Source organism: Actinotalea soli, assembly GCF_017565425.1.
GTDB lineage: Bacteria > Actinomycetota > Actinomycetes > Actinomycetales > Cellulomonadaceae > Actinotalea > Actinotalea soli.
This window is the reverse complement of sequence record NZ_JAGEMK010000001.1, coordinates 124,943-147,773: the sequence shown is the minus strand read 5'-3', so window position 1 is coordinate 147,773 and position 22,831 is coordinate 124,943. Positions and strand designations below refer to the sequence as shown.

Sequence of the window (22,831 nt, the reverse complement as noted above, 5' to 3'; positions counted from 1 at the left end):
GACAGGGAGTAGTGCGGACAGGGAGTGGTGCGGGATGCAGGATCATGGGATCGAGATCCGGGCGCGCAGACGTGCCACGCCTCATCCCATCCTAGGCGCGAGAGGAAGCCACGGTCAAAGCACCCGCCGACCGTCCGCCCGCCGGGTGCTCAGGCGAGGGTCTGTGCCACGCGGAGCAGGTCCAGCGGGACGTGCTTGACCTTGCCCGCGACCTCGGCGAGCGGGACCAGCTCGACGCGCTCGCCCCGCAGAGCGGTCATGACGCCGCTCTGCCCCTCCGAGATGGCGTCCATCGCCGCGACACCGAAGCGGCTGCCGAGGATCCGGTCGGTCGGCGTCGGTGACCCGCCACGCTGCACGTGTCCCAGGATCGTGACGCGCGTGTCGAACCCGGTGCGCTGCTCGATCTCGTGGGCGAGCCGGTCCCCGATGGCCCCGGCGATGATCTCCCCGTACTTGCCCACCTGGGTGGTGTAGTCCATCGAGCCGCCCTCGCGCGGCTCGGCCCCCTCGGCCACCACGACGATCGAGAAGTTGGCGTGAGCACGATGGCGGTGCTTGAGGAACTTGACGACCTGATCGATGTCGAAGGGCTCCTCGGGGGCCAGGACGAGCTCGGCCCCGCCGGCGATCCCGGAGTTGACCGCGATCCATCCCGCGTGTCGACCCATCACCTCGACCACCATGACGCGGTTGTGGCTCTCGGCGGTGGTGTGCACGCGGTCGATGGCCTCGGTCGCGATGTTGACGGCGGTGTGGAACCCGATCGAGAGGTCGGTGCCCGCGACGTCGTTGTCGATCGTCTTCGGGATCGCGACGATCTTGACTCCTGCCTCGGCCACCTTGCTCGCAGCGTGCAGCGTGCCGTCGCCACCGATGCAGATGAGTGCCTCGATCCGCTCGGCCTCGAGGGTCGCCATGACGGCGTCCAGGCTTCCGTCCTCGGCCTTCGGGTGGAAGCGTGCCGTGCCGAGCAGGGTCCCTCCGACCGGGAGGACGTTGCGGATGTGCTGACGTCCCATGGGCAGGACGTCTCCGTCGACCACGCCCTTCCACCCGTTGCGGAACCCGATGATCGAGTGGCCGTAGCGCCCCTCGCCGTGCTTGACGACGGCGCGGATCGCCGCGTTGAGGCCGGGGCAGTCCCCGCCACCCGTCAGTAGTCCGACACGCACGCGTGACACTCCTTCATCGCTCGGGGGCCGGGTCTGACGCGTCGTCGCGCGCCCGTGATGCCCACCCTAGCCACTCGACGGGGAGCCGATCAGGCCCTGGGTCCCGACCGTCGGCAGGGAACGGGCTCTCGGAGCACTCAGCCCGCCTCGAGGCCGAGCTGGAGGTCCCTGCCCGGGATCGCATCCAGGAGCACCCGGGTGTACTCCTGCTGCGGACGGTCGAAGACGTCGTCGACCGTGCCCTGCTCGACGATCCTGCCGCGCTCCATGACGCAGACATGGTCCGCGATCTGACGCACCACGGCCAGGTCGTGGCTGATGAACAGGTAGCTCAGGCCCAGTCGGTGCTGGAGGTCCGCGAGCAGGTGCAGGATCTGGGACTGGACGATGACGTCGAGGGCCGAGACCGCCTCGTCGCACACCACGAGGTCGGGGTTCAGCGCGAGGGCCCGGGCGATCGCGACCCGCTGGCGCTGGCCTCCCGAGAGCTCGGCCGGGTAGCGGCCCAGCAGGTCGAGGGGCAGCGCGACGTCCGCCATCAGGGCGTGCACCCGGTCCCGCCGTTCAGCTGCGGTGCCGAAGCGATGCGCCCTCAACGGCTCCTCGATCGTCCGGTGGATCGTGTAGAGGGGGTCGAGCGAGGCGTAGGGGTCCTGGAAGATGGGCTGCACCTGGCGTCGGAAGCGCACCTCGGCAGCGCGGTCGGTGCCCCCCACCGCGCGGCCGTTGAACGTGATCTCGCCCGAGGTGGGTGGGATCAGGTCGAGCATCATCCGGGCCACGGTCGACTTGCCCGAACCCGACTCACCGACGATCGCGACGGTCTTGCCCCGGGGGATCTGGAAGCTGACGCCGTCGACGGCCGTGAAGCGCTGCCCCCGGGAGAACAGGCTCGACCCACGCAGGCTGAACACCTTGCTCACGTCCTTGACCTCGACGATCGGTGAGTCGTCATGCTCCGTGGACGCTTCGCCTGCCCGGGCGTCCACCGCGGCCTTCTCGTCCGTAGGCGTCTCGGCAGACATGGCGAGCAGGTCGTCGCCGACCGCCGAGGTCGCTCCTAGGCGCCGCGCGAGCTGGATGCGTCGCGAGGCGAGGGAGGGAGCCGCGGCCAGCAGCCGACGCGTGTACTCGTGCTGAGGGTCGGTCAGCAGCTGGGCGGCGGGGCCCACCTCGACCACCTCGCCGCGGTACATGACCACGATCTTGGCGGCGCGTTCCGCGGCGAGCCCCAGGTCGTGGGTGATGAGCAGGACCGCCGTCCCGAGGTCGGTGGTCAACGCCTCGAGCCGGTCGAGGATGGTGCGCTGGACCGTGACGTCCAGGGCCGAGGTCGGCTCGTCGGCGATGAGGAGCCTCGGGCGGCAGGACAGCCCCATCGCGATGAGGGCCCGCTGCCGCATCCCCCCCGAGAACTCGTGGGGGTACTGGCCGGCACGGCGGGCGGCGTCCGGCAGGCCGGCCTCCTCGAGGAGCTCGACCGCCCGCCGCCGCGCCGCACCGCCGCGAGCCACCCCGTTGTCCTCGAGGGCCTCGACGATCTGGTCCCCGACCCGCGCGACCGGGTTGAGGTTGGACATCGGGTCCTGCGGCACCATGCCGATGACGCGGCCGCGCATGCGCGCCATGCCGGCTCCGCCCAGGGTCGCGACGTCGTGGCCGTCGACCAGGACCTGACCACCCGAGACGCGGCCGTTCTGGGCCAGCAGACCGATGACGGCCATGGCCGTGGTCGACTTGCCCGAGCCCGACTCCCCCACCACCGCGACGGTCTCGCCGGCCATCACGTCGAAGCGCGCCCCGCGGACCGCCGTCGTCGGGCCCTCCTCGGTCGTGAAGGTCACCTCGAGGTCGCGGATGCTCAGCAGCGGATCAGCCACGGTGGTCACCGCTTCCTGGTCTTGGGGTCGAGGGCCTCGCGCAGCGCCTCGCCGAAGAGGGTGAAGCCCAGGGCGGTCACCGCGATGCACGCCCCGGGCAGGAGGGCGAGGCGAGCCGCGACCTCGAGCTCGTTCTGCGCCGCGGTGAGCATCCGACCCCACTCGGGCGTCGTGGGCGACCCGCCGCCGAGACCCAGGAAGGACAGAGCAGCTGCCTCGATCACCGCCGTGGCGAGCATCAGGGTGGCCTGCACGATCACCGGGCCGAGGCTGTTGGGCAGCACGTGGCTCATCGTCACGGTCCGGCGGGACAGACCCAACGAGCGCGCCGCGAGGACGTAGTCCTGCCCACGTTGGGCGAGCATCGTGCCTCGCAGGAGGCGCGCGAAGATCGGCACCTGCACCACGCCGATCGCGATGATCACCGCGGTCGAGGACTGACCGATCACCGCGGCGATCGAGACCGCGAGCAGCAGCGAAGGCACCGACAGCATCAGATCGACCAGACGCATCGTGGCCGAGTCGACCCAGCCACCGAACGCCCCGGCCACGAGGCCGAGCAGAGCGCCCCCGAGGAGCCCCAGCAGGGTGGAGAGCACGCCGATCAGCAACGAGGCCCGGGCGCCCCAGATGAGCTTGGAGAGCAGGTCCCCGCCGTAGCGGTCGAGCCCCAACGGGTACTCGGACGATGGCCCGGGGATGTAGGTCGGCCGGATCTCGGCACGCCCCGGCAGCGCCTCGGGCCCGTAGGCCGCAAGGACCGGGGCCAGGAGCGCGACCAGGACGAACACCAGCACGATGACGCCCCCCAGGATCGCTCCCGGGTTGCGGCGGAGCCTGCGGACCGCCACGCGCCAGATGCTGGCGCCCGCGTCCCGGCCGGAGGGCCCGGGTGAGCCTGTCGCAGCTCCGGCCGTCGCGTGCAGGAGGGGCTGGGCGCTGGGGTCGGTGCTCATCGCACTCGCATCCTCGGGTCGATGAGGCCGTAGGACACGTCCACGGCCAGGTTCACCAGGGCGTAGACCACGGCGATGAAGAGGATGAACCCCTGCAGCACGGCGTAGTCGAGGTTGAAGACCGCGTTGGCGAGGAAGCTGCCGATCCCGTTGAAGGCGAAGACGGTCTCGGTCAGGACCGCCCCCGACAGGAGCAGTCCGACCTGCAGGCCGATGGTGGTCGAGACCGGCAGCATCGCGTTGCGGAGCACGACCCGTCGGCGCAGACGTGGTGGCCGCAGCCCCTTGGCCCGCGCGGTCCGGACGTAGTCCGCGTTCTGGACCTCGATGACCGACGCGCGCGTGATCCTCGTGATGATCGCCAGAGGGATCGAGCCGAGGGCCACCGCCGGCAGGACCAGATGGGCCATCGCGTCCCACGCTGCGTCCCACTCGCGGGTGAGCAGTCCGTCCAGGACGTAGAAGCCCGTGGGATGCGTCGAGATCATCGCGGGGTTCTGACGCCCGGCGGAGGGGAACCACCCGAGCTGCACCGCGAAGAGGTACTTGAGCAGGAACGCGAGGAAGAAGACCGGGATCGTCACGCCGAGCAAGGACGCACCGACCGTGGTGTGGTCCAGGGCCCGTCCCTGGTGCCGTGCCGCGAGGTAGCCGAGCGGGATCCCCACCCCGACCGCGATGACCAGGGCCAGCAGCGTGAGCTCGATCGTCGCGGGGAAACGGACGAGGAACTCGTCCAGCACCGGACGCCCGGTGCGGGTCGAGGTGCCGAAGTTGCCCTGGAGGAGCTGGCCCAGCCACGTCAGGTACTGCTCGACCAGGGGGCGGTCGAACCCGTAGAGCGCGTTGATGCGCTCGACGGCGTCAGGGGTGGCGCGCTCGCCCAGGAGGGCCGTGGCAGGCCCTCCTGGGAGAGCGCGAACCCAGAGGAACAGCAGGACCGACAACCCGAGCAGGGTCGGGACCAGCAGCGCCAGGCGCTGCATGACAAGACGGAGCATCGATCCTGGCCGGCCCTCAGTCGTCGAGCGAGATCACGTTGTAGACCTCGTCCTGGACCGGCGAGGCCGGGTATCCCTGGACGGACGGGCTGAACGCGAGGGAGGGCACGGGGTGAGCGAGCGGAACGCCGGGCAGGCGCTCCAGGATCGCCTCGTTGGCCGCCTCGTAGGCCGCGGTCTGCTCGTCGACGCTCGTCTGGTACCGGGTGTCGCCGATCATCTCGAACAGCTCGGGGTCGCTGAAGCCCCACTCGTTCGACTCGGCACCGAAGAACACGCCGATGAAGTTGTAGGTGTCGTTGTAGTCACCCGTCCACCCCAGCAGGTGCAGGCCGTGGTCCGGCGTGCCCTGCATGCGGTCGAGGTAGTCCGGCGCCCACGGCTCGGGCACGGCGTTGACCGTGATCCCGACCTCCTCGAGGTCAGCACTGATCGACTGGAAGACCTGCTCAGGGGTCGGCATGTAGGGCCGCGAGACGTTGGTCGGGTAGTTGAAGTCGATGGTGAGGTCGGACTTGCCCGCCTCGGCGAGGAGCTCGCGCGCCCGGTCGGGGTCGTACTCGTAGGTCTCGACGTCGGAGCTCCACCCGGCCACCGACGGCGGGACGAAGTTCGTCGCGACCTCGGTGCCCTCGGGGAGGGTCTGCGCGACGAGAGCCTCCTTGTTGATCGCGTGGGCGATCGCCTGGCGCACCGTGAGGTCCGCCAGGTCCGGGTCGGCCTGGTTCATGCCGAGGTAGAGGATGTTGAAGGGCTCCCGGTCGACGATCTGGAACCCTTCCTCCTCGAGGGCGACGACGTCCGCCGGCCCGACGAGGTCGAAGCCGTCGATGTCCCCGGCCTGGAGAGCCTGGCGACGAGCGGTCGGGTCGTCGATCACCGTGAAGACGATCCGCTGCACCTGGCCCTGCTCGCCCCAGTAGTCCGGGTTCCCGGCGAGCACGATCTCCTGACCGCGGGTCCACGAGTCGAAGACGAACGGGCCGGTACCTGTGGGGTGCTCCGTGGCGTACTCGGGGAGCACCGGCGCGGCGGAGTCGCCGCCCACGTCGTCCGCACCGTACTCCTCGAGGGCCGTCGGGGACTGCATCGAGAAGGACGGCAGGGAGAGGGCCGAGATGAACTCCGGCAGGGGCGAGGCAAGGGTGATGACAGCGGTGTGCTCGTCCGGCGCGGCACAGCTCTCGTACTTGCCGGTCCCGTCGAGGGACTCGACGTCGCTGCTCGCGAACCCGCCGTTCACCTTCTGCCAGTAGTAGGAGAGGCTCTCGGACTGGAGCACGCCCGTGAAGCTGTTCCAGCGCTCGAAGTTCGCGCAGACCGCCTCGCCGTCGAAGGGCGTGCCGTCGTGGAACGTCACGTCCCGCTTGAGGTCGAAGACGTACTCGAGGCCGTCCTCGCTCACCTCCCAGGACTCGGCGAGCAGGGGGGCCGGGTCGGCCGTGCCCGGCTCGGTACCCACGAGACCCTCGAAGATCTGCCGGGCCACGCGGAAGGACTCGCCGTCGTTGGCGAAGGCGGGGTCCAGGGAGGCCGGGTCCGCGGACGCCGCGAAGATGAAGGTGTCCCGACCTGACGAGGTGGTCCCACCCCCGTCCTCGGCCTCGGGCTCGTCCCGGTCGCTCGCTGCGCAGGCGCTCAGCGCCATGGCGGCTGCGACCGTCACCGCGGTCACCTTGAGTATGGTCCTCACACGATCTCCCGTTGTCGATGTGCACGTCGACGAGCTGGTCAGCTCGGGACTGGGCTGGGGCTAGGGGCACCCTGTGTCCAGGGTGTTACCGGGCCGTGACAGCCGTGACCCAGAGAAAGGTACTGGTATGACCCGTCGTCCGCCCAGCGAGGCCGGGTTCTTCGAGGTCCCCGACCAGGACGGCGGCCGTGCCGCACGCGGATGGTGGGACCAGAACGCCCAGGGGTACCTCGAGGAGCACGGCGAGTTCCTGGGCCCCGCAGACTTCTGCTGGTGCCCCGAAGGGCTCCGCGAGGCCGACGCGAGACTGCTCGGGCCGGTCGCCGGGCGCCGGGTCCTCGAGATCGGTGCGGGTGCGGCTCAGTGCTCACGCTGGCTCGCCGCCCAGGGCGCCCACGTGGTCGCCAGCGACGTCTCCCCGGGGATGCTGGCCGCCGGCGCACACCTGGACCGAGCGGCCGGGGTGCGCACCCCGGCCGTGGTCGCCGATGCCCGCGCCCTGCCCCTCGCTGGTGCGAGCGTCGACACCGCCTTCACGGCCTTCGGCGCCATCCCCTTCGTCCCCGACGCGGCTGCCGTGCACGCCGAGGTCGCCCGGGTGCTCCGGCCGGGCGGCAGGTGGGTCTTCGCCGTCACCCATCCCCTGCGGTGGGCGTTCCCGGACGACCCCTCGCGGCACGGCCTGACAGCGATCCGGTCCTACTTCGACCGGCGCCCCTACGTCGAGACCGACGCCGAGGGGCGTGTCGCGTACGCCGAGTACCACCGGACGGTCGGCGACCACGTCGCCGAGGTGGTCGGAGCCGGCTTTCTCGTCGAGGGGATCGTCGAGCCCCCCTGGCCCGTTGGCCACGACCGCACCTGGGGAGGGTGGGGGCCCGTGCGCGGCGCCTACCTTCCCGGAACCATGATCATGCGCTGTCGCCTACCCGACACCGTTGCCCGAGCCCGCACCTGAGGGACCGGGCCCTGCGAGACGTGTCGCGCGTGCGGCGATGGCGCGATGGCTGGGTCCGTCGAGCGGGGCTCAGTGGCCGGCGTCGTGCCAGCTCGACCCGGTCCCCACCGAGACGTCCAGCGGGACCGAGAGATCGGCTGCCGACCCCATCTCGGCGCGGACAAGGGTGTCGACCTGCTCCCGCTCTCCCGGTGCGACCTCGAGGACGAGCTCGTCGTGCACCTGCAGCAGCACCCTGGACCGCAGACCTCCCTCGCGCAGCCGCGCGTCCACGCCGAGCATCGCGACCTTGATCAGGTCGGCCGCACTGCCCTGGATGGGGGCGTTGAGGGCCATGCGCTCGGCCATCTCGCGCCGCTGACGGTTGTCGCTGGTGAGATCCGGCAGGTAGCGACGGCGCCCGAGGATCGTCGCCGTGTACCCCGTGCGTCGCGCCTCGTCGACCACGCCCGCCAGGTAGTCCCGCACCCCGCCGAAGCGGGCGAAGTAGTCCTCCATGAGTCCCGAGGCCTCACCCACCGAGATCGCCAGCTGCTTGGACAGCCCGAAGGAGGACAGTCCGTAGGCGAGACCGTAGGACATCGCCTTGATCTTCGACCTCATGGCCGGGGTGACCTCGTCGGTGCCGACGCCGAAGACCCGGGCCCCGACGAAGTTGTGCAGGTCCTCACCCGACCGGAAGGCCTCGATCAGCCCCGCGTCCCCCGACAGGTGGGCCATGATCCGCATCTCGATCTGGCTGTAGTCCGCGGTCAGCAGCGTCTCGAAGCCAGCGCCGACGACGAAGGCCCGACGGATCTGGCGGCCGGCCTCGGTGCGGATCGGGATGTTCTGCAGGTTCGGATCGGTGGAGGAGAGCCGCCCGGTGGCAGCGATCGTCTGCTGGAAGGTGGTGTGGATCCGCCCGTCGGCGCCGACCGATCGCATCAGACCCTCGACCGTCTGGCGCAGCCGGGAGGCGTCACGATGGGCCAGGAGGTGCGCCAGGAAGGGGTGCTGAGTCCGCTCGAACAGGTCCGTCAGGGAGGCGGCGTCCGTGGTGTACCCAGTCTTGATCTTCTTCGTCTTGGGCATCTCCAGCTGGTCGAACAGCACCTCCTGCAGCTGCTTGGGGGACCCCAGGTTCACCTCCCGTCCGATCACCGCGTAGGCCTCGGCGGCCGCGTCAGCCACCCCCGCGGCGAAGTGCGCCTCGAGCTCGGTGAGGTAGTCCAGGTCCGCCGCGATCCCCGTGCTCTCCATCCGCGCGAGGACCTGCACGAGAGGGAGCTCGACCTCCTCGAGCAGGTGCGCCGACCCTCGGTCCGCGAGCTCGGCCGCGAGGACCTCCGACAGCTCCGCGACCGCAGCGGCGCGGACGCCGGCGCGCTGCGCCTCGGACCCGCCGTCGAGGTCGAGGTCGAGAGCGCCCTGGCCCGAGGACGACGTGCCCTCGGTGCGCAGCTCGCGTCGTAGGTGGCGGATCGAGAGGTCCGCCAGGTCGTACGACCGCTGGTCCGGGTGGCACAGGTAGGCCGCCAGCAGGGTGTCGAACCGCACGCCGGCCAGCTCGAGCCCGCGTCCGGCCAGGGCGTGCCAGCCGTCCTTGGCGCCGTGCACCGCCTTGCCCGCCGAAGGGTCGGCGAGCCAGGCGGCGAGGGCCTGCTCGTCCGCCGGGGTGAGGGCGGCGAGGTCGAGCGCGATCGCACTGTCGGCACCGTCCGCCACGGCCAGGGCCCAGGCGTCCCCCTCCGCAGGGGCGCCCCGCCCCGTCACGTCGACAGCGAGGGTGGTACGCGAACGCTCGGCCAACCACGCGGCCAGCCCCCCGGGGGGCGGCGTGCTCACGTCGAGCTCGAACCCGGAGGCCTCTCCGGCCTCCTCGGGGACCATCGCGAACAGCCGCTCACGCAGGGTCCGGAACTCGAGGGCGTCGAAGACGCGGTGCATCGCCTCGCGGTCCCAGGGCTGGACCGTGAGCTCTGCCGCACCGAGGGGAAGGCTCACGTCGCGGACGGCGGCGTTGAGCTCCCGGTTGAGACGGACCTGGTCCAGGTGGGCACGCAGGCTCTCGCCGGCCTTGCCCGTCAGCTGGGGGGCGGCCGCCAGGACGCCGTCCAGGTCGCCATGGGCCGTGAGCCACTTGGCCGCGGTCTTGGGACCCACCCCCGGGACGCCAGGCAGGTTGTCGCTCGACTCGCCGACCAACGCCGCCACGTCCGGGTAGCGCTCGGGCGGGACGCCGTACTTCTCGACGACCGCGTCGGGGGTGTAGCGCACGAGGTCGGACACGCCCTTGCGCGGGTACAGCACGGTGACGTCCTCGGTCACGAGCTGGAGGGCGTCACGGTCCCCGGTGCAGACCAGGACCTGCATGCCGGCCGCGACCGCATCGGTGACCAGGGTCGCGATGACGTCGTCGGCCTCGAAGCCCGCGCGCTCGAGGGTCGGGATCCGCATCGTGGTGAGGATCTCCTTGATCAGCGGCACCTGGCCCTTGAACTCGCTCGGCGTCGCATCCCGCGTGGCCTTGTACTCGGGGAACCTCTCGGTGCGGAACGTGGTGCGACCGACGTCGAAGGCCACGGCGACGTGCGTCGGCCCCTCGTCCCGCAGCAGGTTCGCCAGCATCGCGGTGAAGCCGTACACCGCGTTGGTGGTCTCGCCGGTGCTCGTCGAGAAGTTCTCGGCCGGCAGCGCGAAGAACGCGCGGTACGCCATCGAGTGGCCGTCGATCAGGAGCAGAAGGGGTCGGTCTCGCGCCAGGTCGCTCACGGTGCCAACCTATCGGCCATGACCGACACCAGCGACGCCCCAGCCCTCGCCGACCTCGACGCCATCCGGCGGGCCAACGTCGGCACGCTGATCGAGAGGCTCGGGATCGAGATCGTCGAGGCCTCGGCCGACCGGGTGGTCGGCACCATGCCTGTCGCGGGGAACACCCAGCCCTACGGGCTGCTGCACGGTGGCGCCTCGGCGGCCCTGGCCGAGACCCTCGGCTCCTACGGCGCGATGCTCCACGCCGGCGAGGACCGTCAGGCGGTCGGCATCGAGATCAACGCGACCCATCACCGCTCGGCGCGCGACGGCCTCGTGACCGGGACGGCGCGGGCCGTGCACCGCGGCCGGACCCTGTCGACCTACGAGATCGTCGTGGAGGACTCGGCGTCCCGTCTGGTCTGCACGGCTCGCCTCACCTGCTTGCTGATCGATCGACGAGCGGACTGACGACCCTCCCCGGGCTCCTCGCCCGGCAGGGCCAGGCGCAGGTGCCGGCGGCGCGCGATCAGGTCGTCCAGGCCGCGCCCCGGCGCCCTGCTCGCCGCGGTGGCGTCGATCGCGAGCCGCCGCTGCAGGGCCGTCGTCGTCACGACGCGGTGGGTGGCGGCGGGGGCGAACCCGAGCTGGACGAAGAACCGCTGCATGCCGCGAGCACCCGGGATGGGCGCTGCGTAGACGACGTCCGCCCCGGCCTCGACGGCGACCTGCGCCGCAGCTGCCATGAGCGCGTGACCGACGCCTCGGCGCCGGTGCGCCCGGTCCACGTACACGGCCTCGACCGCGAGGCTGACGTCGTCGGCGAACGGGGTCGGGCCGAGCACGCGGGCGAGCAGCAGGCCCGTCGGACCGCCGTCCTCCCGTGCGACGAGGACCGTTCCCCCGGGGGCCGACATGAGAGCGCCGAGCTGCTGGGCCAGCGCGCGCCCGTCGGGGCTGCAGACCTGGGGCCCGACGACCGACTCACGCCGCGCCGCGAGGCAGAGCGCGACGAGCGCCTGGATGTCCTCCGGCTGAGCCTGACCGACCACGATGCCTGGGCGCACGACCACGGGCCTCCTCCGACATGCTTCCGGGTCGCTGGGGGTGCGGCCCGGTAGATGACGAAACGATAACGGCCAGGACCGAGCCTGTGAAGTGCCGCCCAACGTGGACATAGCGGGCGTCACCTGCACAGGCGCTCTCGGCACCGCGCCGCACGAGGACGCGAAACGTCGTCGACACATGCACCTCCTACCCTCACGGTGCGCACCCCACTCCGGACGGGCCAGTAGGCTCCCGACCCAAGTACAGAGGTGTGACTTGAACCACACGAGCGGATGGAGGCCCCCGGTGGGTCCAGCTGGGACGTGGGCCGGACGATGGCGAGCCCGTGCGGGAGCGCTCTCGATCATGGCCGCAACACTGGGCGGGCTGATGCTCGCCATGTCACCGGCCGCAGCCGCAGCCGCAGCCGAGGAGTGCGTGGCGAGCCCCGAGCTCGGCTGCCTGTCCGGCAGCGTGCGCGGCGGAGCGGGGCCAGCCGACGGCGTGGTGATCCTCGTCGAGGACCCTGAGGGCGAGACCGAGACCATCACCACGGGCGATGACGGCTCGTGGTCGGTCGAGATCCCCGCCAACGGCAGCTACACGCTCACCCTCGACGTGGGCACCCTGCCCGAGGGCGAGCAGCTCGCCGACCCCGACCAGAACCCGCGGCAGCTGCGGGCGGTCGTGGGAGCGACCCGGACCGTCAACTTCGAGCTCGGCGAGCCCGAGGCCGAGGCCCCCTCCGCCGAGAGCGGCGAGGGCGGCACCGACTCCCTCGCAGGAGAGGACGACGGCGGGGACGTGATCCTCGGCGACGACGTGAGCACCTCGAGCATCACCCCGGAGCGCGTCGCCCAGCAGGCCGCCGCCGGCCTGCGCTTCGGGCTCGTGCTCGCCCTCGCCTCGGTCGGCCTGTCGCTCATCTACGGCACGACGGGGCTGTCGAGCTTCTCGCACGGCGAGCAGGTCACCCTGGGCGCGCTGCTCACCTACGTCTTCGTGTCCCTCATGGGGTGGCCGCTCGTCCCGGCGATCATCCTCGCGGTGCTCATCTGCGCGGGCACAGGCTGGCTGCAGGACGTCGGGATCTGGCGACCGCTCCGGCGACGCGGTGTCGGACTGGTCCAGAGCATGATCGTGACGATCGGCCTCGCCCTGGCCCTGCAGTACCTCTTCCAGCTCGTCTTCGGCGGCGGCACGGTCAGCATCCTCAGCTACATCCCGGGGACCTGGACCCTGGGGCCGGTGCGGCTGAACATCCCGAGCTACTACTCGATGGGGATCTCGATCGTCGTCCTGCTGGCTGTGGGGTGGTTCCTGCTGCGCACGCGGACCGGCCGGGCGACCCGCGCGGTCTCCGACAACCCCGCCCTCGCGGCGGCCTCGGGCATCGACGTGGACCGGATCATCCGGCTCGTCTGGGTGATGGCCACCGGCCTCGCCGGCCTCGCCGGAGTCCTCCTCGCCCTGATCTTCAACGGCGCGAACTGGACCTTGGGCATGCAGATGCTCCTGCTGATGTTCGCCGCCGTGACCCTCGGCGGCCTCGGCACGGCCTTCGGCGCCCTCGTGGGGTCCCTCGTGATCGGCATGGTGGTCGAGATGGCCAACCTGGTGATCCCGACCGACCTCAAGTACGCGGCCGCCCTCGTCATCCTCATCCTCGTCCTGATGGTCCGCCCACAGGGCATCCTCGGACGCGCTGAGCGGATCGGTTAAGGGGTTCAGCATGGACTGGCAGAGAATGCTCACGCTCGCCGCGGGCGAGCTCATCGCACCCCAGACGGCCGCCTTCGCCCTGGCCGCCATCGGACTCAACGTGCACTTCGGCTTCACAGGGCTGCTCAACATGGGCCACGCCGGCTTCATGCTCCTGGGCGCCTACGGGTTCGCGATCTCGACCATCGCCGGGGCGCCGTTCTGGCTCGCCTTCCTCGTGGCGATCGTGGCCGCGATCCTCTTCGCGCTCATCCTCGGCATCCCGACCCTCAAGCTCCGCGGGGACTACCTGGCGATCGTCACGATCTCCGCGGCCGAGATCATCCGGCTCCTGGGCAGGTCGACCCTGTTCACCGACCTGACCGGGGCCTCGTCGGGGTTGCGGGGCAACACGTACAAGGCGACCTTCCAAGCGCTCTCCCCGTTGCCCGACGGCACCACGGCCATCGGTCCGTTCGAGTACGGCAACAACCTCTCGAACGGGTGGTGGGTGCGGATCGCCGCCTGGGCCCTGGTGCTCCTGGCCGTCCTGGTGGTCTATCTCCTGGTGCGCAGCCCGTGGGGACGCGTCCTGCGCGGGATCCGCGAGGACGAGGACGCCGTCCGCGCGCTGGGCAAGAGCGTCTACGCCTACAAGATGCAAGCTCTCGTCCTCGGTGGTGTGCTCGGAGCCCTCGGTGGTGTGGTCTACGTCCTCCCGACCTCCGTGCAACCCGATGCGATGGGCAGAGCCATGACGTTCTTCGTCTGGACGGTCCTGCTCCTCGGCGGAGCGGCGACGATCTTCGGGCCGATCCTCGGGGCGATGATCTTCTTCGTCGCCCTCTCCGTGGTCCGCACGAGCATGCGCGAGCTGCTGCCCTCCGACATCTTCGGCCCCGCCCAGATCGAGCCCCTCTCGGGGATCCTCATCGGCGTCTTCCTCATGCTGCTGGTGATCTTCAGACCTCAAGGCATCATGGGCGACAAGAAGGAGCTGACCTTCCATGTCCGCTGACCCCACCGCCGCGCCCTCGGGGCCCGGCAGCCCCGCGATGGCCAGTCCGTCGACCGCCTTGGTCGGCCTCGACCCACGACCGGGCGTACCCAAGCCCGACCCGATCCTCGTGGTCGACGACGTCGAGAGGCGCTTCGGCGGACTCACGGCGGTCGACGTCGAGCACCTCGAGGTGCAGCGCGGGGTCATCACTGCCCTCATCGGCCCCAACGGTGCCGGCAAGACGACCCTGTTCAACCTGGTGACGGGTTTCGACCGTCCGAGCAGCGGGAGCTGGACCTTCGACGGTCGCTCGATGTCCAACGTCAACGCGGCCAAGACGTCACGGGCCGGCATGGTCCGGACGTTCCAGCTGACCAAGGCCCTGTCCCGGATGACCGTCCTGGACAACATGCGGCTCGGTGCCCGGGACCAGCCCGGCGAGAACATGCTGGCGGCTCTCGCCCGACCCCTCTGGCGGCGGCGCGAGCAGGAGATCACCGCCAAGGCCGACGAGCTCCTGGTCCGCTTCAAGCTCGACCACCTGCGGGACGAGTTCGCGGGCTCTCTCTCAGGGGGTCAGCGCAAGCTCCTCGAGATGGCGCGGGCCCTGATGTCCGACCCGGTCATGGTCATGCTCGACGAGCCCATGGCAGGGGTCAACCCGGCCCTCACGCAGTCCCTCCTCGGTCACGTGCAGGCCCTGCGCGACGAGGGGATGACCGTCCTCTTCGTCGAGCACGACATGCACATGGTCCGGCACATCTCGGACTGGGTGGTCGTCATGGCCGAGGGACGCGTGGTCGCCGAAGGCCCCCCGGAGGGTGTGATGGCGGACCCCGCGGTGATCGACGCCTACCTCGGCGCGCACCACGACACCGACCTGGGCGACGACGCCCTGCTGGCCGACGAGGTCATCGAACAGCTCGAGCACGAGGCCCAGGTCGAGGAGGAGGAGCACCATGGCAAGCAGTCCTGAGGCCACCGGAGGCGCGCCCGCTGTGCTCGACCGGGGCGAGCCGCTGCTGCGCGCCGCGGACCTCGTCGCGGGCTACCTGCCCGGGGTCAACATCCTCAACAACTGCGACCTGGACCTGTACCCCGGCGAGCTCATCGGGATCATCGGGCCCAACGGGGCCGGCAAGTCGACCCTGCTCAAGGCGCTGTTCGGGCTGGTGAACATCCGCTCGGGCTCGGTGACCCTCGAGGGCCAGGAGATCGGCGGGCTCAAGCCCAACGCGCTCGTCGGCAAGGGGGTCGGGTTCGTGCCGCAGACGAACAACGTCTTCCCGAGCCTGACCATCGAGGAGAACCTCCAGATGGGGCTCTACCTGCGTCCCAAGGCGTTCGCCGAGCGGTTCGCCTTCATCGCCGACATCTTCCCCAACCTCGCCGAGCGGCGTCGGCAGCGAGCAGGGTCCCTCTCCGGGGGCGAGAGGCAGATGGTCGCGATGGCCCGCGCCCTCATGATGGAGCCCTCGGTGCTCCTGCTCGACGAGCCCTCGGCGGGCCTGTCCCCCGTCCGTCAGGACGAGACCTTCATCCGCACCCGTCGCATCAACAAGGCCGGCGTCTCGGTGATCATGGTCGAGCAGAACGCCCGGCGCTGCCTGCAGATCTGCGACCGTGGCTACGTCCTCGACCAGGGTCGCAACGCCTACACGGGGTCAGGTCGGGAGCTCATGAACGACCCCAAGGTGATCGAGCTCTACCTGGGCACCCTCGCGACCGACGTCGAGGACGCGGCGCACGAGAACCACGCCTGATCCGCAGCGCGTCGCCGCGGGAGCACGGCCGGCCACCTCTCCGGAGGATGGCCGGCCGTTCTGCGTCCCGGGGCTGACGACTCCCTCGGCCAGGTCGGCACAGCGAGGCCGGACCAGACGGCCTCGTCGGCCACCAGCACGAGCGAGCACGGCCCGCGCACCGGCGCCCGAGCAGGGTCCTCCCACCCGAGCACGGCAGGCACGGCAGGCACGGCAGTCTCCGATGCCCCCCGGCCAGCCCCTCTCCAGGCACAGCAGTGAGGCCCGGCGGGGAATCCCCCGCCGGGCCTCACCTGGGCCTCAGCGGCCCGTCATGCTGTCGTCACCCAGCAACCTCACCGAAGATGGCCTCGGTCCAGGTGATGGCGTTCTCGGCGTCGTACTCGTAGATGCCGATGAAGGCCGACGACGGGTCGTTGTCCTCGTTGAAGGGACCGACGCCCGACTGGCCGACGTACATGATGTCCTCGCCGCCATCGATGAGCTCGACGCACTCGGCGTAGGAGGTGCACTCGGTGCCCCCCTCTGCCCCCGAGACCGCGGGCAGGTTCGCCTGGACGGTCGCAGCGTCGTTCGTACCGCCGAGCTGGGCGGCAAGGGCCGAGAGGATCACCGCGTCGTAGGACTCGGCCGAGTACGAGTACTCGGTCAGGTCCGGGTCGACGCCGAGCAGCCGCTCCTGGAACTCGTCGCTCGGGAAGGCGCCCGGGATGGTGCCCTTGGCGCCCTCGAGCACCCCGCCGTCGAGGTCCGGGTAGTTGGCCGTGTTGCCGTCCGTGAAGTACAGGTTCGACGTGTCGTAACCCGCCTGGAAGAGCTGCGGGACGATGACCGCGGTCTCCTCGAAGGCGATGAGCACGATCGCGTCGGGGTCCGTCGCCATGACGGCCTGGACCTCGGCCTCGTAGTTGTTCTGCTTGGGAGCGAACTCCTCGTTGTCGGCGGCCCCGCCGTAGGTCACCTCGACGCCTTCGGCGACGAGGGTCTCCTCGACGACGTTCCGCAGCCCGGTGCCGTAGTCGTCGTTGAACACGAGGATGCCAACCCTCTCGTGGCCGTCACCGGCGACGAGGTTGCCCAGGGCGTTGCCCTGGACGGAGTCCGGCGGGGCGGTGCGGAAGTAGAAGTCGGAGTAGCCGCTCAGCCCGGGCGAGGTGTTGGCCGGTGAGAACATGACGGTCTCGGCCTCGGTGACGGTGTCGATCACACCGAAGGTCACCGAGGAGGAGGCCGCGCCGACGATGACGTGGACGCTCTGGCTGAGCAGGTCGTCCACCGTCTGGATCGCCACGGCGAGGTTCTCGGCGTCGCCGGAGTCACCGTGCACCACCTCGATGTCCCCACCGTTGACGCCACCGGCCTCGTTGATCTCCTCGATCGCGAGGTCGACACCGGCGATCTCCGGCGGGCCGAGGAAGGCAAGGCTGCCGGTGACCGGCAGCAGCGAACCGATGACCAGGGGGCTGCCGTCGCTCTCGCCGCCAGCGGCGTCGTCGTCGGAGCTCTCGTCTGCGTCGCCCGAACATGCCGTCAGGACAAGGGCGACGGCTCCGGCCAGCGCAGCGGCGCGAGCCGCGTGGGTCGTTCTCTTCATGCGGGCACTCCTCGTGTTGAGCACTCTGATCTCCCGCACCGAGGAACAGCGCCCGGCGAGGGACTGTGCTGAGGAAAGTACCCCCCGAGTGTGTCCGAAGTGTGACATCGGGCATCTCATCAAAGGTCGTTGCCGAGTTGTGACCAAAGTCCCACTCGGAGCTCGAGCGCGGGGGCGGGGCGCCGGCCCCGGCGTCTCAGAGAGTGGCCCCCGAGCGCTCCCGGGGAGGTCAGCCGAGCCGCACGAGGTCCCGGGGTGAGGTCAGGAGGCCGCGCCGCCGACCTGCTCGATCACCGCGTCGGCCACCTCGCGCATGGTCAGGCGCCGGTCCATCGAGGTCTTCTGGATCCACCGGAAGGACTCGGGCTCGCTCAGGCCCATCTTGGTCATCAGCAGCCCCTTGGCCCGGTCGACCCGCTTGCGGGTCTCGAACCGGTCCGCGAGGTCCGCGACCTCGGCCTCGAGCGCACTGATCTGGCTGTAGCGGGAGATGGCGATCTCGACCGCCGGCAGCAGGTCCGCGGGGGTGAAGGGCTTGATCACGTAGGCCATGGCCCCCGCGTCGCGCGCGCGCTCGACCAGCTCGGTCTGGGAGAAGGCGGTCAGCAGGACGACGGGGGCAGCGTGCTCCTTGACGATCCGCTCAGCGGCCGAGATGCCGTCCATGACGGGCATCTTCACGTCCATCACGACGATGTCGGGCCGCAGCTCGACCGCGAGGTCCACCGCGGTCTCGCCGTCCCCGGCCTCCCCGACCACGTCGAACCCTGCCTCGCGGAGGGTCTCGACCACGTCCATCCGGATCAGGGCCTCGTCCTCGGCGACGACGGCGCGTCGCTGGGGTCGGCCCGAGCTCTGGGGCTCGCTCGGCTGCTCCTCGCCCACCCCACCGAGGGGAAGGTCCAGGTCTGGGGTCTGCGGGGCGTCGCTCTGGCTCACGCACGCTAGCCTAATGCGTGCCGGGCTCCTTGTGGCGCCACCCCTCGGGTCGCGCGAGGGCCCGGCTTGCCCCGATAGCCCAACCGGCAGAGGCGTTCGGCTCAAACCCGATCCAGTGTGGGTTCGAATCCCACTCGGGGCACCCACCGCCGCGTGCGGGCGCGACGCAGCGTCCACCACGCCCACGCCCACGACCCCGGCCCGCCGAGGCCGGGGAGCGCGTCCCCACGACACCCGTCCGTTCTCGGCCGTCCTGTCCCGACATGGGCGATATGGGCGGTTCACCCGTTTGCTCCCTAGACATGGCGCTTCTCGCTTGAGACCCTCCGATGATCACCCCGGACAGGGAGCGCCAAGTGACTACGAACAACGTCGCGCTGATCACCGGAATCACCGGCCAGGACGGCTCGTACCTGGCTGAGCTCCTGCTCCAGAAGGGGTACGAGGTCCACGGGATCATCCGCCGGGCCTCGACCTTCAACACGGCCCGCATCGACCACCTCTACGTCGACCCGCACGACGTGGGTCCCCGGCTGACCCTCCACTACGGCGACCTCGGGGACGGCTCGCGGCTCAACACCCTCATCGCCGCGATCAGACCCACGGAGATCTACAACCTGGCGGCCCAGTCGCACGTCCGCGTGAGCTTCGACGAACCGACCTACACGGGCGACACCACGGGACTGGGCTCCATGCGGCTGCTCCAGGCGGTGCGTGCGGTCGGCATCAGCTGCCGCTACTACCAGGCGTCGAGCTCCGAGATGTTCGGGGGCAGCCCGCCCCCGCAGAACGAGTCGACGGCCTTCTACCCCCGGTCGCCGTACGGCGCCGCGAAGGTCTACGCGTACTGGATGACGCGCAACTACCGCGAGGCCTACGACCTCTTCGCGGTGAACGGCATCCTGTTCAACCACGAGTCCCCCCGACGCGGGGAGACCTTCGTGACGCGCAAGATCACGCAGGCGGCCGCGCGGATCGCGCTGGGCACGCAGAAGGAGCTCTTCATGGGCAACCTCGACGCGGTCCGGGACTGGGGGTACGCCCCGGAGTACGTCGAGGGCATGTGGCGGATGCTCCAGGCGGACACACCCCAGGACTACGTCCTCGCGACCGGTGTCGGGGTCACGGTCCGTGACTTCCTCGAAGCCTCCTTCTCCCACGTCGGTCTCGACTGGCAGGACCACGTCCGCTTCGACGAGCGCTACCTGCGGCCCACCGAGGTCGACGCGCTGGTCGGGGACGCGACGAAGGCACGCACCGAGCTGGGGTGGGTCCCGACGGTCTGTGCGGCCGACATCGCCCGCATCATGGTGGACGCCGACCTCAAGGCCCTCGAGCACGAGGCCGGCAGCTGGCACGACACGCCCGACGTCCCGTCCTGGCGGGTGGGAGCGTGACCTCGCGGCCCGGGCCCCTCGACCCGACCGCCACCTTCTACGTCGCGGGCCACACCGGGCTCGTCGGCTCGGCGGTCGCGCGCCACCTGAGGGACCGGGGCCACACCCATGTCGTCGGGCGCTCGTCCGCCGAGCTGGACCTGCGCGACCGGGAAGCCACCTTCGACTTCTTCGCCGAGACCCGCCCCCGCTACGTGGTCGTCGCCGCCGCGCGCGTCGGCGGGATCCTGGCCAACGCGCGGCACCCGGTGGGCTTCCTCTCCGACAACCTCCGGATCCAGACGAACGTCCTGGACGCCGCACTCGAGCACCGGGTCGAGCGACTGCTCTTCCTCGGGTCCTCGTGCATCTACCCCAAGCACGCGGCGCAGCCCATCGTCGAGGAGGCGCTGCTGACCGGCCCCCTCGAGCCCACCAACGACGCCTACGCCATCGCCAAGATCGCCGGCATCCACCAGGTCCAGGCCGTGCGGCGCGAGTTCGGGCTCCCGTGGATCGCGGCCATGCCGACCAACCTCTACGGCCCCGGGGACAACTTCTCCCCCACGACCTCCCACGTGCTGCCGGCGATGATCCGGCGGTTCGACGACGCGGTCACCCACGCGAGCGACCACGTCGTCAACTGGGGCACCGGGACCCCTCGACGCGAGTTCCTGCACGTCGACGACCTCGCCGATGCGTGCGTGCTCCTGCTCGAGAGCTACGACGCCGACCAGCACATCAACGTGGGCTGGGGTCAGGACGTGAGCATCCGGCAGCTCTCGCAGATGGTCGCCGACGTCGTCGGCTACGAGGGCGGCGTCGAGTGGGACACCTCGCGACCCGACGGCACCCCTCGCAAGGTCCTGGACGTCACGCGGCTGTCCACCCTCGGATGGCGTCCGCGGATCCCCCTGGAGGCCGGCCTCCGGTCGACCTACGCCTGGTATCGCGACCACGCAGGGGCGCCCCGCCGATGACTGCCGGGACCCGCGTCGACATCCTCGGCGTGCACGTGAGCGTGACCTCGCAGGAGGAGGTCGCGCAGGTGGCGGCAGCGCTGATCGCGAGCGGCGAGCGGGGCTACGTGTGCGTCTCGGACGTGAACGCCGTCCTCAACGCCTCGCGCTCCCCAGACCTCCTCGAGATCCACAACAGCTCCACCCTGACCCTTCCCGACGGCATGCCGCTGGTCTGGAGCGGCCGACGGGCCGGTGCACCCATGCAGCGCGTCTGCGGCCCGGACCTGCTCCCCTCCCTCCTCGCCGTCGCCCTCGAGCAGGGGTGGCGGTCCTACTTCTACGGCGGCGCCGACGGGGTCGCCGTCGAGATGGTCGAGCGGCTCACGAGGCTGATCGGCCCCTTCCCGACGGCCGGAGTCATGTCCCCGCCGTACCGGACCCTCAGCGCGCAGGAGGACGAGGAGGTCGTCCGCACGATCAACGAGAGCCGCGCCGACATCGTGTGGGTCGGCCTCGGGGCACCTAAGCAGGAACGCTGGATGGCGGAGCACCGGTCCCGTCTCGACGCTGCACTCCTCGTGGGCGTCGGAGCCGCCTTCGACATGCACGCCGGACGGGTCGCGCGCGCCCCCGGCTGGATGCAGCGCGCCGGCCTCGAGTGGTCCTACCGTCTCCTCCAGGAGCCGCGCAGGCTCTGGCGGCGCTACGTGTTCGGCATCCCCGCGTTCCTCCTGGGGGTCGCGAGACGACGACCGCGCATCGTGCCCGGATGAGAACCGCACCTGGTGTCCGTCGCAGCCGCCGACTCGCGTGGGGGATCTCCGACCAGGCACTCAGCAGCGCGACCAACTTCGCCGTCGGCGTCGTCGTCGCCCGGTCGGTGTCACCCCTCGACTTCGGGGCGTTCTCACTCGTCTTCGCCCTCTTCGCGATCGCGGTCAGCCTGTCACGCGCCGTGGCCACCGAACCCTTCCTCGTGAGGTTCTCGGCGACCCCCGCGACACTGTCGTCGACGGCGGCGCGAGGTGCAGCGGGGACCGCGCTCGTCCTCGGTGTCGTTGTCGGGGTCCTCGGAGCACTCGCCTCGTTCCTCCTGCCCGAGGAGGTCCGTCCTGTGCTGCTGGCCCTGAGCCTGTGCCTTCCCGGCCTCCTCGTGCAGGACGCGTGGCGGCAGATCTTCTTCGGCCTGGGGCGGGGGCACAGCGCCCTCGTGAACGACCTCGTCTGGCTGCTCGCCATGGTCCCGCTCGTCGCACTGGCCCTGGGGTCCGGGGAGACCTCGTCGACCCGGCTCGTCCTGGCGTGGGGAGCAGCGGCCACCGCCGCGGCCCTGGTCGGCGGCTGGCAGCTGCGCACCGCACCGCAGCCGGGCGCGACGGCCGCCTGGTTGCGCACGCACCGCGACCTCTGGCCGCGGTTCGCCGGCGAGAGCATCCTGATCGCCGGGGCTCCCCAGCTCTACGCGATCACTGTCGCCGCCTTCGCCGGTCTCGTGGCGGCGGGCCAGATCCGCCTCGTCCTCATCGTCCTGGGCCCCGTCCACGTCCTCATCCAGGGCATCGGGCTCGTCGCGCTGCCCGAGGGCGTCCGTGCGCTCGCCCGTGGACGCCGACAGCTCACCGTGCACGCGGTGCTGGTCTCGGGCCTGATCGCCGGCGGAGCGCTCGCCTGGGGGGCACTCGTGATGCTCACACCGGCCGACTGGTGGACGTGGCTCGCCGGTGCCGGGTGGGTCGCCGCCGCAGCGATCCTGGCACCGATGTCCCTGCACCAGATCCTCAACGGCGCGAACACAGGGGCACACGTCGGGCTCCGCGCGATGCAGGCCGCGCAGCGCAGCCTGCGCACCCGGGTCGCGACCTCGTGCCTGCTCGTCGCCGCGCCGACGACGGCGGTCGCTCTCGGTGAGGGTGTCCTCGGCGCCGCCTGGGCGCTCGCGGGGGCCGCTCTCGTCAACACGGTCGTGTGGTGGATCCAGTACGCGAGGACGGTCGCTGCGCACAGGGCGACCGCCCTGGCGGGCCGTACCTGAAGAACACCGAGCGAAGGG

19 protein-coding genes and 1 tRNA gene are annotated in these 22,831 nt (G+C 70.8%); 11 read left to right on the top strand and 9 right to left on the bottom strand.

All coding sequences use genetic code 11. The features are described 5' to 3' along the window. Positions 1-149 precede the first annotated feature (149 nt). From J4G33_RS00690 to J4G33_RS00670, 5 genes are all read right to left on the bottom strand, one after another. The gene (locus J4G33_RS00690) at positions 150-1,175 is read right to left on the bottom strand and encodes a 6-phosphofructokinase (protein WP_208053978.1); all 1,026 of its coding nucleotides are present in this window, start codon (positions 1,173-1,175) and stop codon (positions 150-152) included. Positions 1,176-1,312: 137 nt separating this feature from the next. Then, a complete protein-coding gene (locus tag J4G33_RS00685) occupies positions 1,313-3,064 on the bottom strand; it encodes a dipeptide ABC transporter ATP-binding protein (RefSeq protein WP_307793622.1) in 1,752 nt (583 codons plus the stop codon). Continuing rightward, positions 3,061-4,011, bottom strand: a complete 951-nt coding sequence (locus J4G33_RS00680) for an ABC transporter permease (protein WP_208053976.1) — start codon at positions 4,009-4,011, stop codon at positions 3,061-3,063. Before J4G33_RS00680 ends, J4G33_RS00685 begins: the two co-directional genes overlap by 4 nt. Then, entirely contained in the window at positions 4,008-5,012 is a 1,005-nt protein-coding gene (locus J4G33_RS00675; protein WP_208053975.1) for an ABC transporter permease, read from the bottom strand. The genes J4G33_RS00680 and J4G33_RS00675 overlap by 4 nt, the downstream gene beginning before the upstream one ends. A gap of 16 nt (positions 5,013-5,028) precedes the next feature. Beyond that, entirely contained in the window at positions 5,029-6,660 is a 1,632-nt protein-coding gene (locus J4G33_RS00670) for an ABC transporter substrate-binding protein (protein WP_208054618.1), read from the bottom strand. Between the two features lie 172 nt (positions 6,661-6,832). On the opposite strand from J4G33_RS00670, the gene J4G33_RS00665 reads away from it, so the two are divergent. Then, positions 6,833-7,663, top strand: coding sequence for a class I SAM-dependent methyltransferase (locus J4G33_RS00665; RefSeq protein WP_208053974.1), 831 nt, complete (start codon positions 6,833-6,835; stop codon positions 7,661-7,663). A 69-nt stretch (positions 7,664-7,732) separates the two neighbouring features. Here the strand turns inward: J4G33_RS00665 and polA are convergent, their stop codons facing one another. After that, a complete protein-coding gene (polA, locus tag J4G33_RS00660) occupies positions 7,733-10,363 on the bottom strand; it encodes a DNA polymerase I (protein ID WP_243758418.1) in 2,631 nt (876 codons plus the stop codon). Positions 10,364-10,435: 72 nt separating this feature from the next. Between polA and J4G33_RS00655 the strand changes: the two genes are divergently transcribed. Further along, positions 10,436-10,870 (top strand): PaaI family thioesterase, encoded by a 435-nt coding sequence (locus J4G33_RS00655; protein WP_208053973.1) that lies wholly within the window; start codon positions 10,436-10,438, stop codon positions 10,868-10,870. Here J4G33_RS00655 and J4G33_RS00650 read toward each other — a convergent pair. After that, complete coding sequence (locus tag J4G33_RS00650; protein ID WP_307793621.1) at positions 10,783-11,472, bottom strand: GNAT family N-acetyltransferase; 690 nt, start codon at positions 11,470-11,472, stop codon at positions 10,783-10,785. The genes J4G33_RS00655 and J4G33_RS00650 overlap by 88 nt on opposite strands. Positions 11,473-11,812: 340 nt before the next feature. On the opposite strand from J4G33_RS00650, the gene J4G33_RS00645 reads away from it, so the two are divergent. The 4 genes from J4G33_RS00645 to J4G33_RS00630 are packed head-to-tail and all read left to right on the top strand — an operon-like array spanning position 11,813 to position 15,910. After that, the gene (locus tag J4G33_RS00645) at positions 11,813-13,168 is read left to right on the top strand and encodes a branched-chain amino acid ABC transporter permease (protein WP_208053971.1); all 1,356 of its coding nucleotides are present in this window, start codon (positions 11,813-11,815) and stop codon (positions 13,166-13,168) included. Between the two features lie 10 nt (positions 13,169-13,178). Beyond that, positions 13,179-14,165 carry a branched-chain amino acid ABC transporter permease gene (locus J4G33_RS00640; protein ID WP_208053970.1) on the top strand — a complete coding sequence of 329 codons (987 nt, stop codon included), beginning with the start codon at positions 13,179-13,181 and terminating at the stop codon, positions 14,163-14,165. After that, the gene (locus J4G33_RS00635) at positions 14,155-15,123 is read left to right on the top strand and encodes an ABC transporter ATP-binding protein (protein ID WP_372434935.1); all 969 of its coding nucleotides are present in this window, start codon (positions 14,155-14,157) and stop codon (positions 15,121-15,123) included. The genes J4G33_RS00640 and J4G33_RS00635 overlap by 11 nt, the downstream gene beginning before the upstream one ends. Then, positions 15,107-15,910: an ABC transporter ATP-binding protein gene (locus J4G33_RS00630; RefSeq protein ID WP_208053969.1), complete on the top strand. Its 804-nt coding sequence runs from the start codon at positions 15,107-15,109 to the stop codon at positions 15,908-15,910. The genes J4G33_RS00635 and J4G33_RS00630 overlap by 17 nt, the downstream gene beginning before the upstream one ends. Positions 15,911-16,232: 322 nt before the next feature. On the opposite strand, the gene J4G33_RS00625 is transcribed toward J4G33_RS00630, so the two are convergent. Then, entirely contained in the window at positions 16,233-17,504 is a 1,272-nt protein-coding gene (locus tag J4G33_RS00625) for an ABC transporter substrate-binding protein (protein ID WP_208053968.1), read from the bottom strand. Between the two features lie 261 nt (positions 17,505-17,765). Next, positions 17,766-18,389 (bottom strand): ANTAR domain-containing response regulator, encoded by a 624-nt coding sequence (locus J4G33_RS00620; RefSeq protein ID WP_307793735.1) that lies wholly within the window; start codon positions 18,387-18,389, stop codon positions 17,766-17,768. Between the two features lie 122 nt (positions 18,390-18,511). Between J4G33_RS00620 and J4G33_RS00615 the strand changes: the two genes are divergently transcribed. From J4G33_RS00615 to J4G33_RS00595, 5 genes are all read left to right on the top strand, one after another. Beyond that, positions 18,512-18,585, top strand: a tRNA-Leu gene (locus J4G33_RS00615). A 214-nt stretch (positions 18,586-18,799) separates the two neighbouring features. Continuing rightward, the gene (gene gmd / locus J4G33_RS00610; protein ID WP_307793620.1) at positions 18,800-19,840 is read left to right on the top strand and encodes a GDP-mannose 4,6-dehydratase; all 1,041 of its coding nucleotides are present in this window, start codon (positions 18,800-18,802) and stop codon (positions 19,838-19,840) included. After that, the gene (locus J4G33_RS00605; RefSeq protein ID WP_208053966.1) at positions 19,837-20,799 is read left to right on the top strand and encodes a GDP-L-fucose synthase family protein; all 963 of its coding nucleotides are present in this window, start codon (positions 19,837-19,839) and stop codon (positions 20,797-20,799) included. The genes gmd and J4G33_RS00605 overlap by 4 nt, the downstream gene beginning before the upstream one ends. Beyond that, entirely contained in the window at positions 20,796-21,554 is a 759-nt protein-coding gene (locus J4G33_RS00600; RefSeq protein WP_208053965.1) for a WecB/TagA/CpsF family glycosyltransferase, read from the top strand. The genes J4G33_RS00605 and J4G33_RS00600 overlap by 4 nt, the downstream gene beginning before the upstream one ends. Beyond that, entirely contained in the window at positions 21,551-22,813 is a 1,263-nt protein-coding gene (locus J4G33_RS00595) for an MATE family efflux transporter (protein WP_208053964.1), read from the top strand. Before J4G33_RS00600 ends, J4G33_RS00595 begins: the two co-directional genes overlap by 4 nt. The last annotated feature ends 18 nt before the right edge of the window (positions 22,814-22,831 follow it).

Excerpts from the sequence above, each read along its gene's own strand:
- J4G33_RS00680 (WP_208053976.1), bottom strand. The coding sequence starts at position 4,011 with ATGAGCACCGACCCCAGCGCCCAGCCCCTCCTGCACGCGACGGCCGGA.
- J4G33_RS00675 (WP_208053975.1), bottom strand. The coding sequence starts at position 5,012 with ATGCTCCGTCTTGTCATGCAGCGCCTGGCGCTGCTGGTCCCGACCCTG.
- J4G33_RS00670 (WP_208054618.1), bottom strand. The coding sequence starts at position 6,660 with ATGGCGCTGAGCGCCTGCGCAGCGAGCGACCGGGACGAGCCCGAGGCC.
- J4G33_RS00665 (WP_208053974.1), top strand. The coding sequence starts at position 6,833 with ATGACCCGTCGTCCGCCCAGCGAGGCCGGGTTCTTCGAGGTCCCCGAC.
- polA (WP_243758418.1), bottom strand. The coding sequence starts at position 10,363 with ATGGCGTACCGCGCGTTCTTCGCGCTGCCGGCCGAGAACTTCTCGACG.
- J4G33_RS00655 (WP_208053973.1), top strand. The coding sequence starts at position 10,436 with ATGACCGACACCAGCGACGCCCCAGCCCTCGCCGACCTCGACGCCATC.
- J4G33_RS00645 (WP_208053971.1), top strand. The coding sequence starts at position 11,813 with ATGGCCGCAACACTGGGCGGGCTGATGCTCGCCATGTCACCGGCCGCA.
- J4G33_RS00640 (WP_208053970.1), top strand. The coding sequence starts at position 13,179 with ATGGACTGGCAGAGAATGCTCACGCTCGCCGCGGGCGAGCTCATCGCA.
- J4G33_RS00635 (WP_372434935.1), top strand. The coding sequence starts at position 14,155 with ATGTCCGCTGACCCCACCGCCGCGCCCTCGGGGCCCGGCAGCCCCGCG.
- J4G33_RS00630 (WP_208053969.1), top strand. The coding sequence starts at position 15,107 with ATGGCAAGCAGTCCTGAGGCCACCGGAGGCGCGCCCGCTGTGCTCGAC.
- J4G33_RS00625 (WP_208053968.1), bottom strand. The coding sequence starts at position 17,504 with ATGAAGAGAACGACCCACGCGGCTCGCGCCGCTGCGCTGGCCGGAGCC.
- J4G33_RS00600 (WP_208053965.1), top strand. The coding sequence starts at position 20,796 with ATGACTGCCGGGACCCGCGTCGACATCCTCGGCGTGCACGTGAGCGTG.
- J4G33_RS00595 (WP_208053964.1), top strand. The coding sequence starts at position 21,551 with ATGAGAACCGCACCTGGTGTCCGTCGCAGCCGCCGACTCGCGTGGGGG.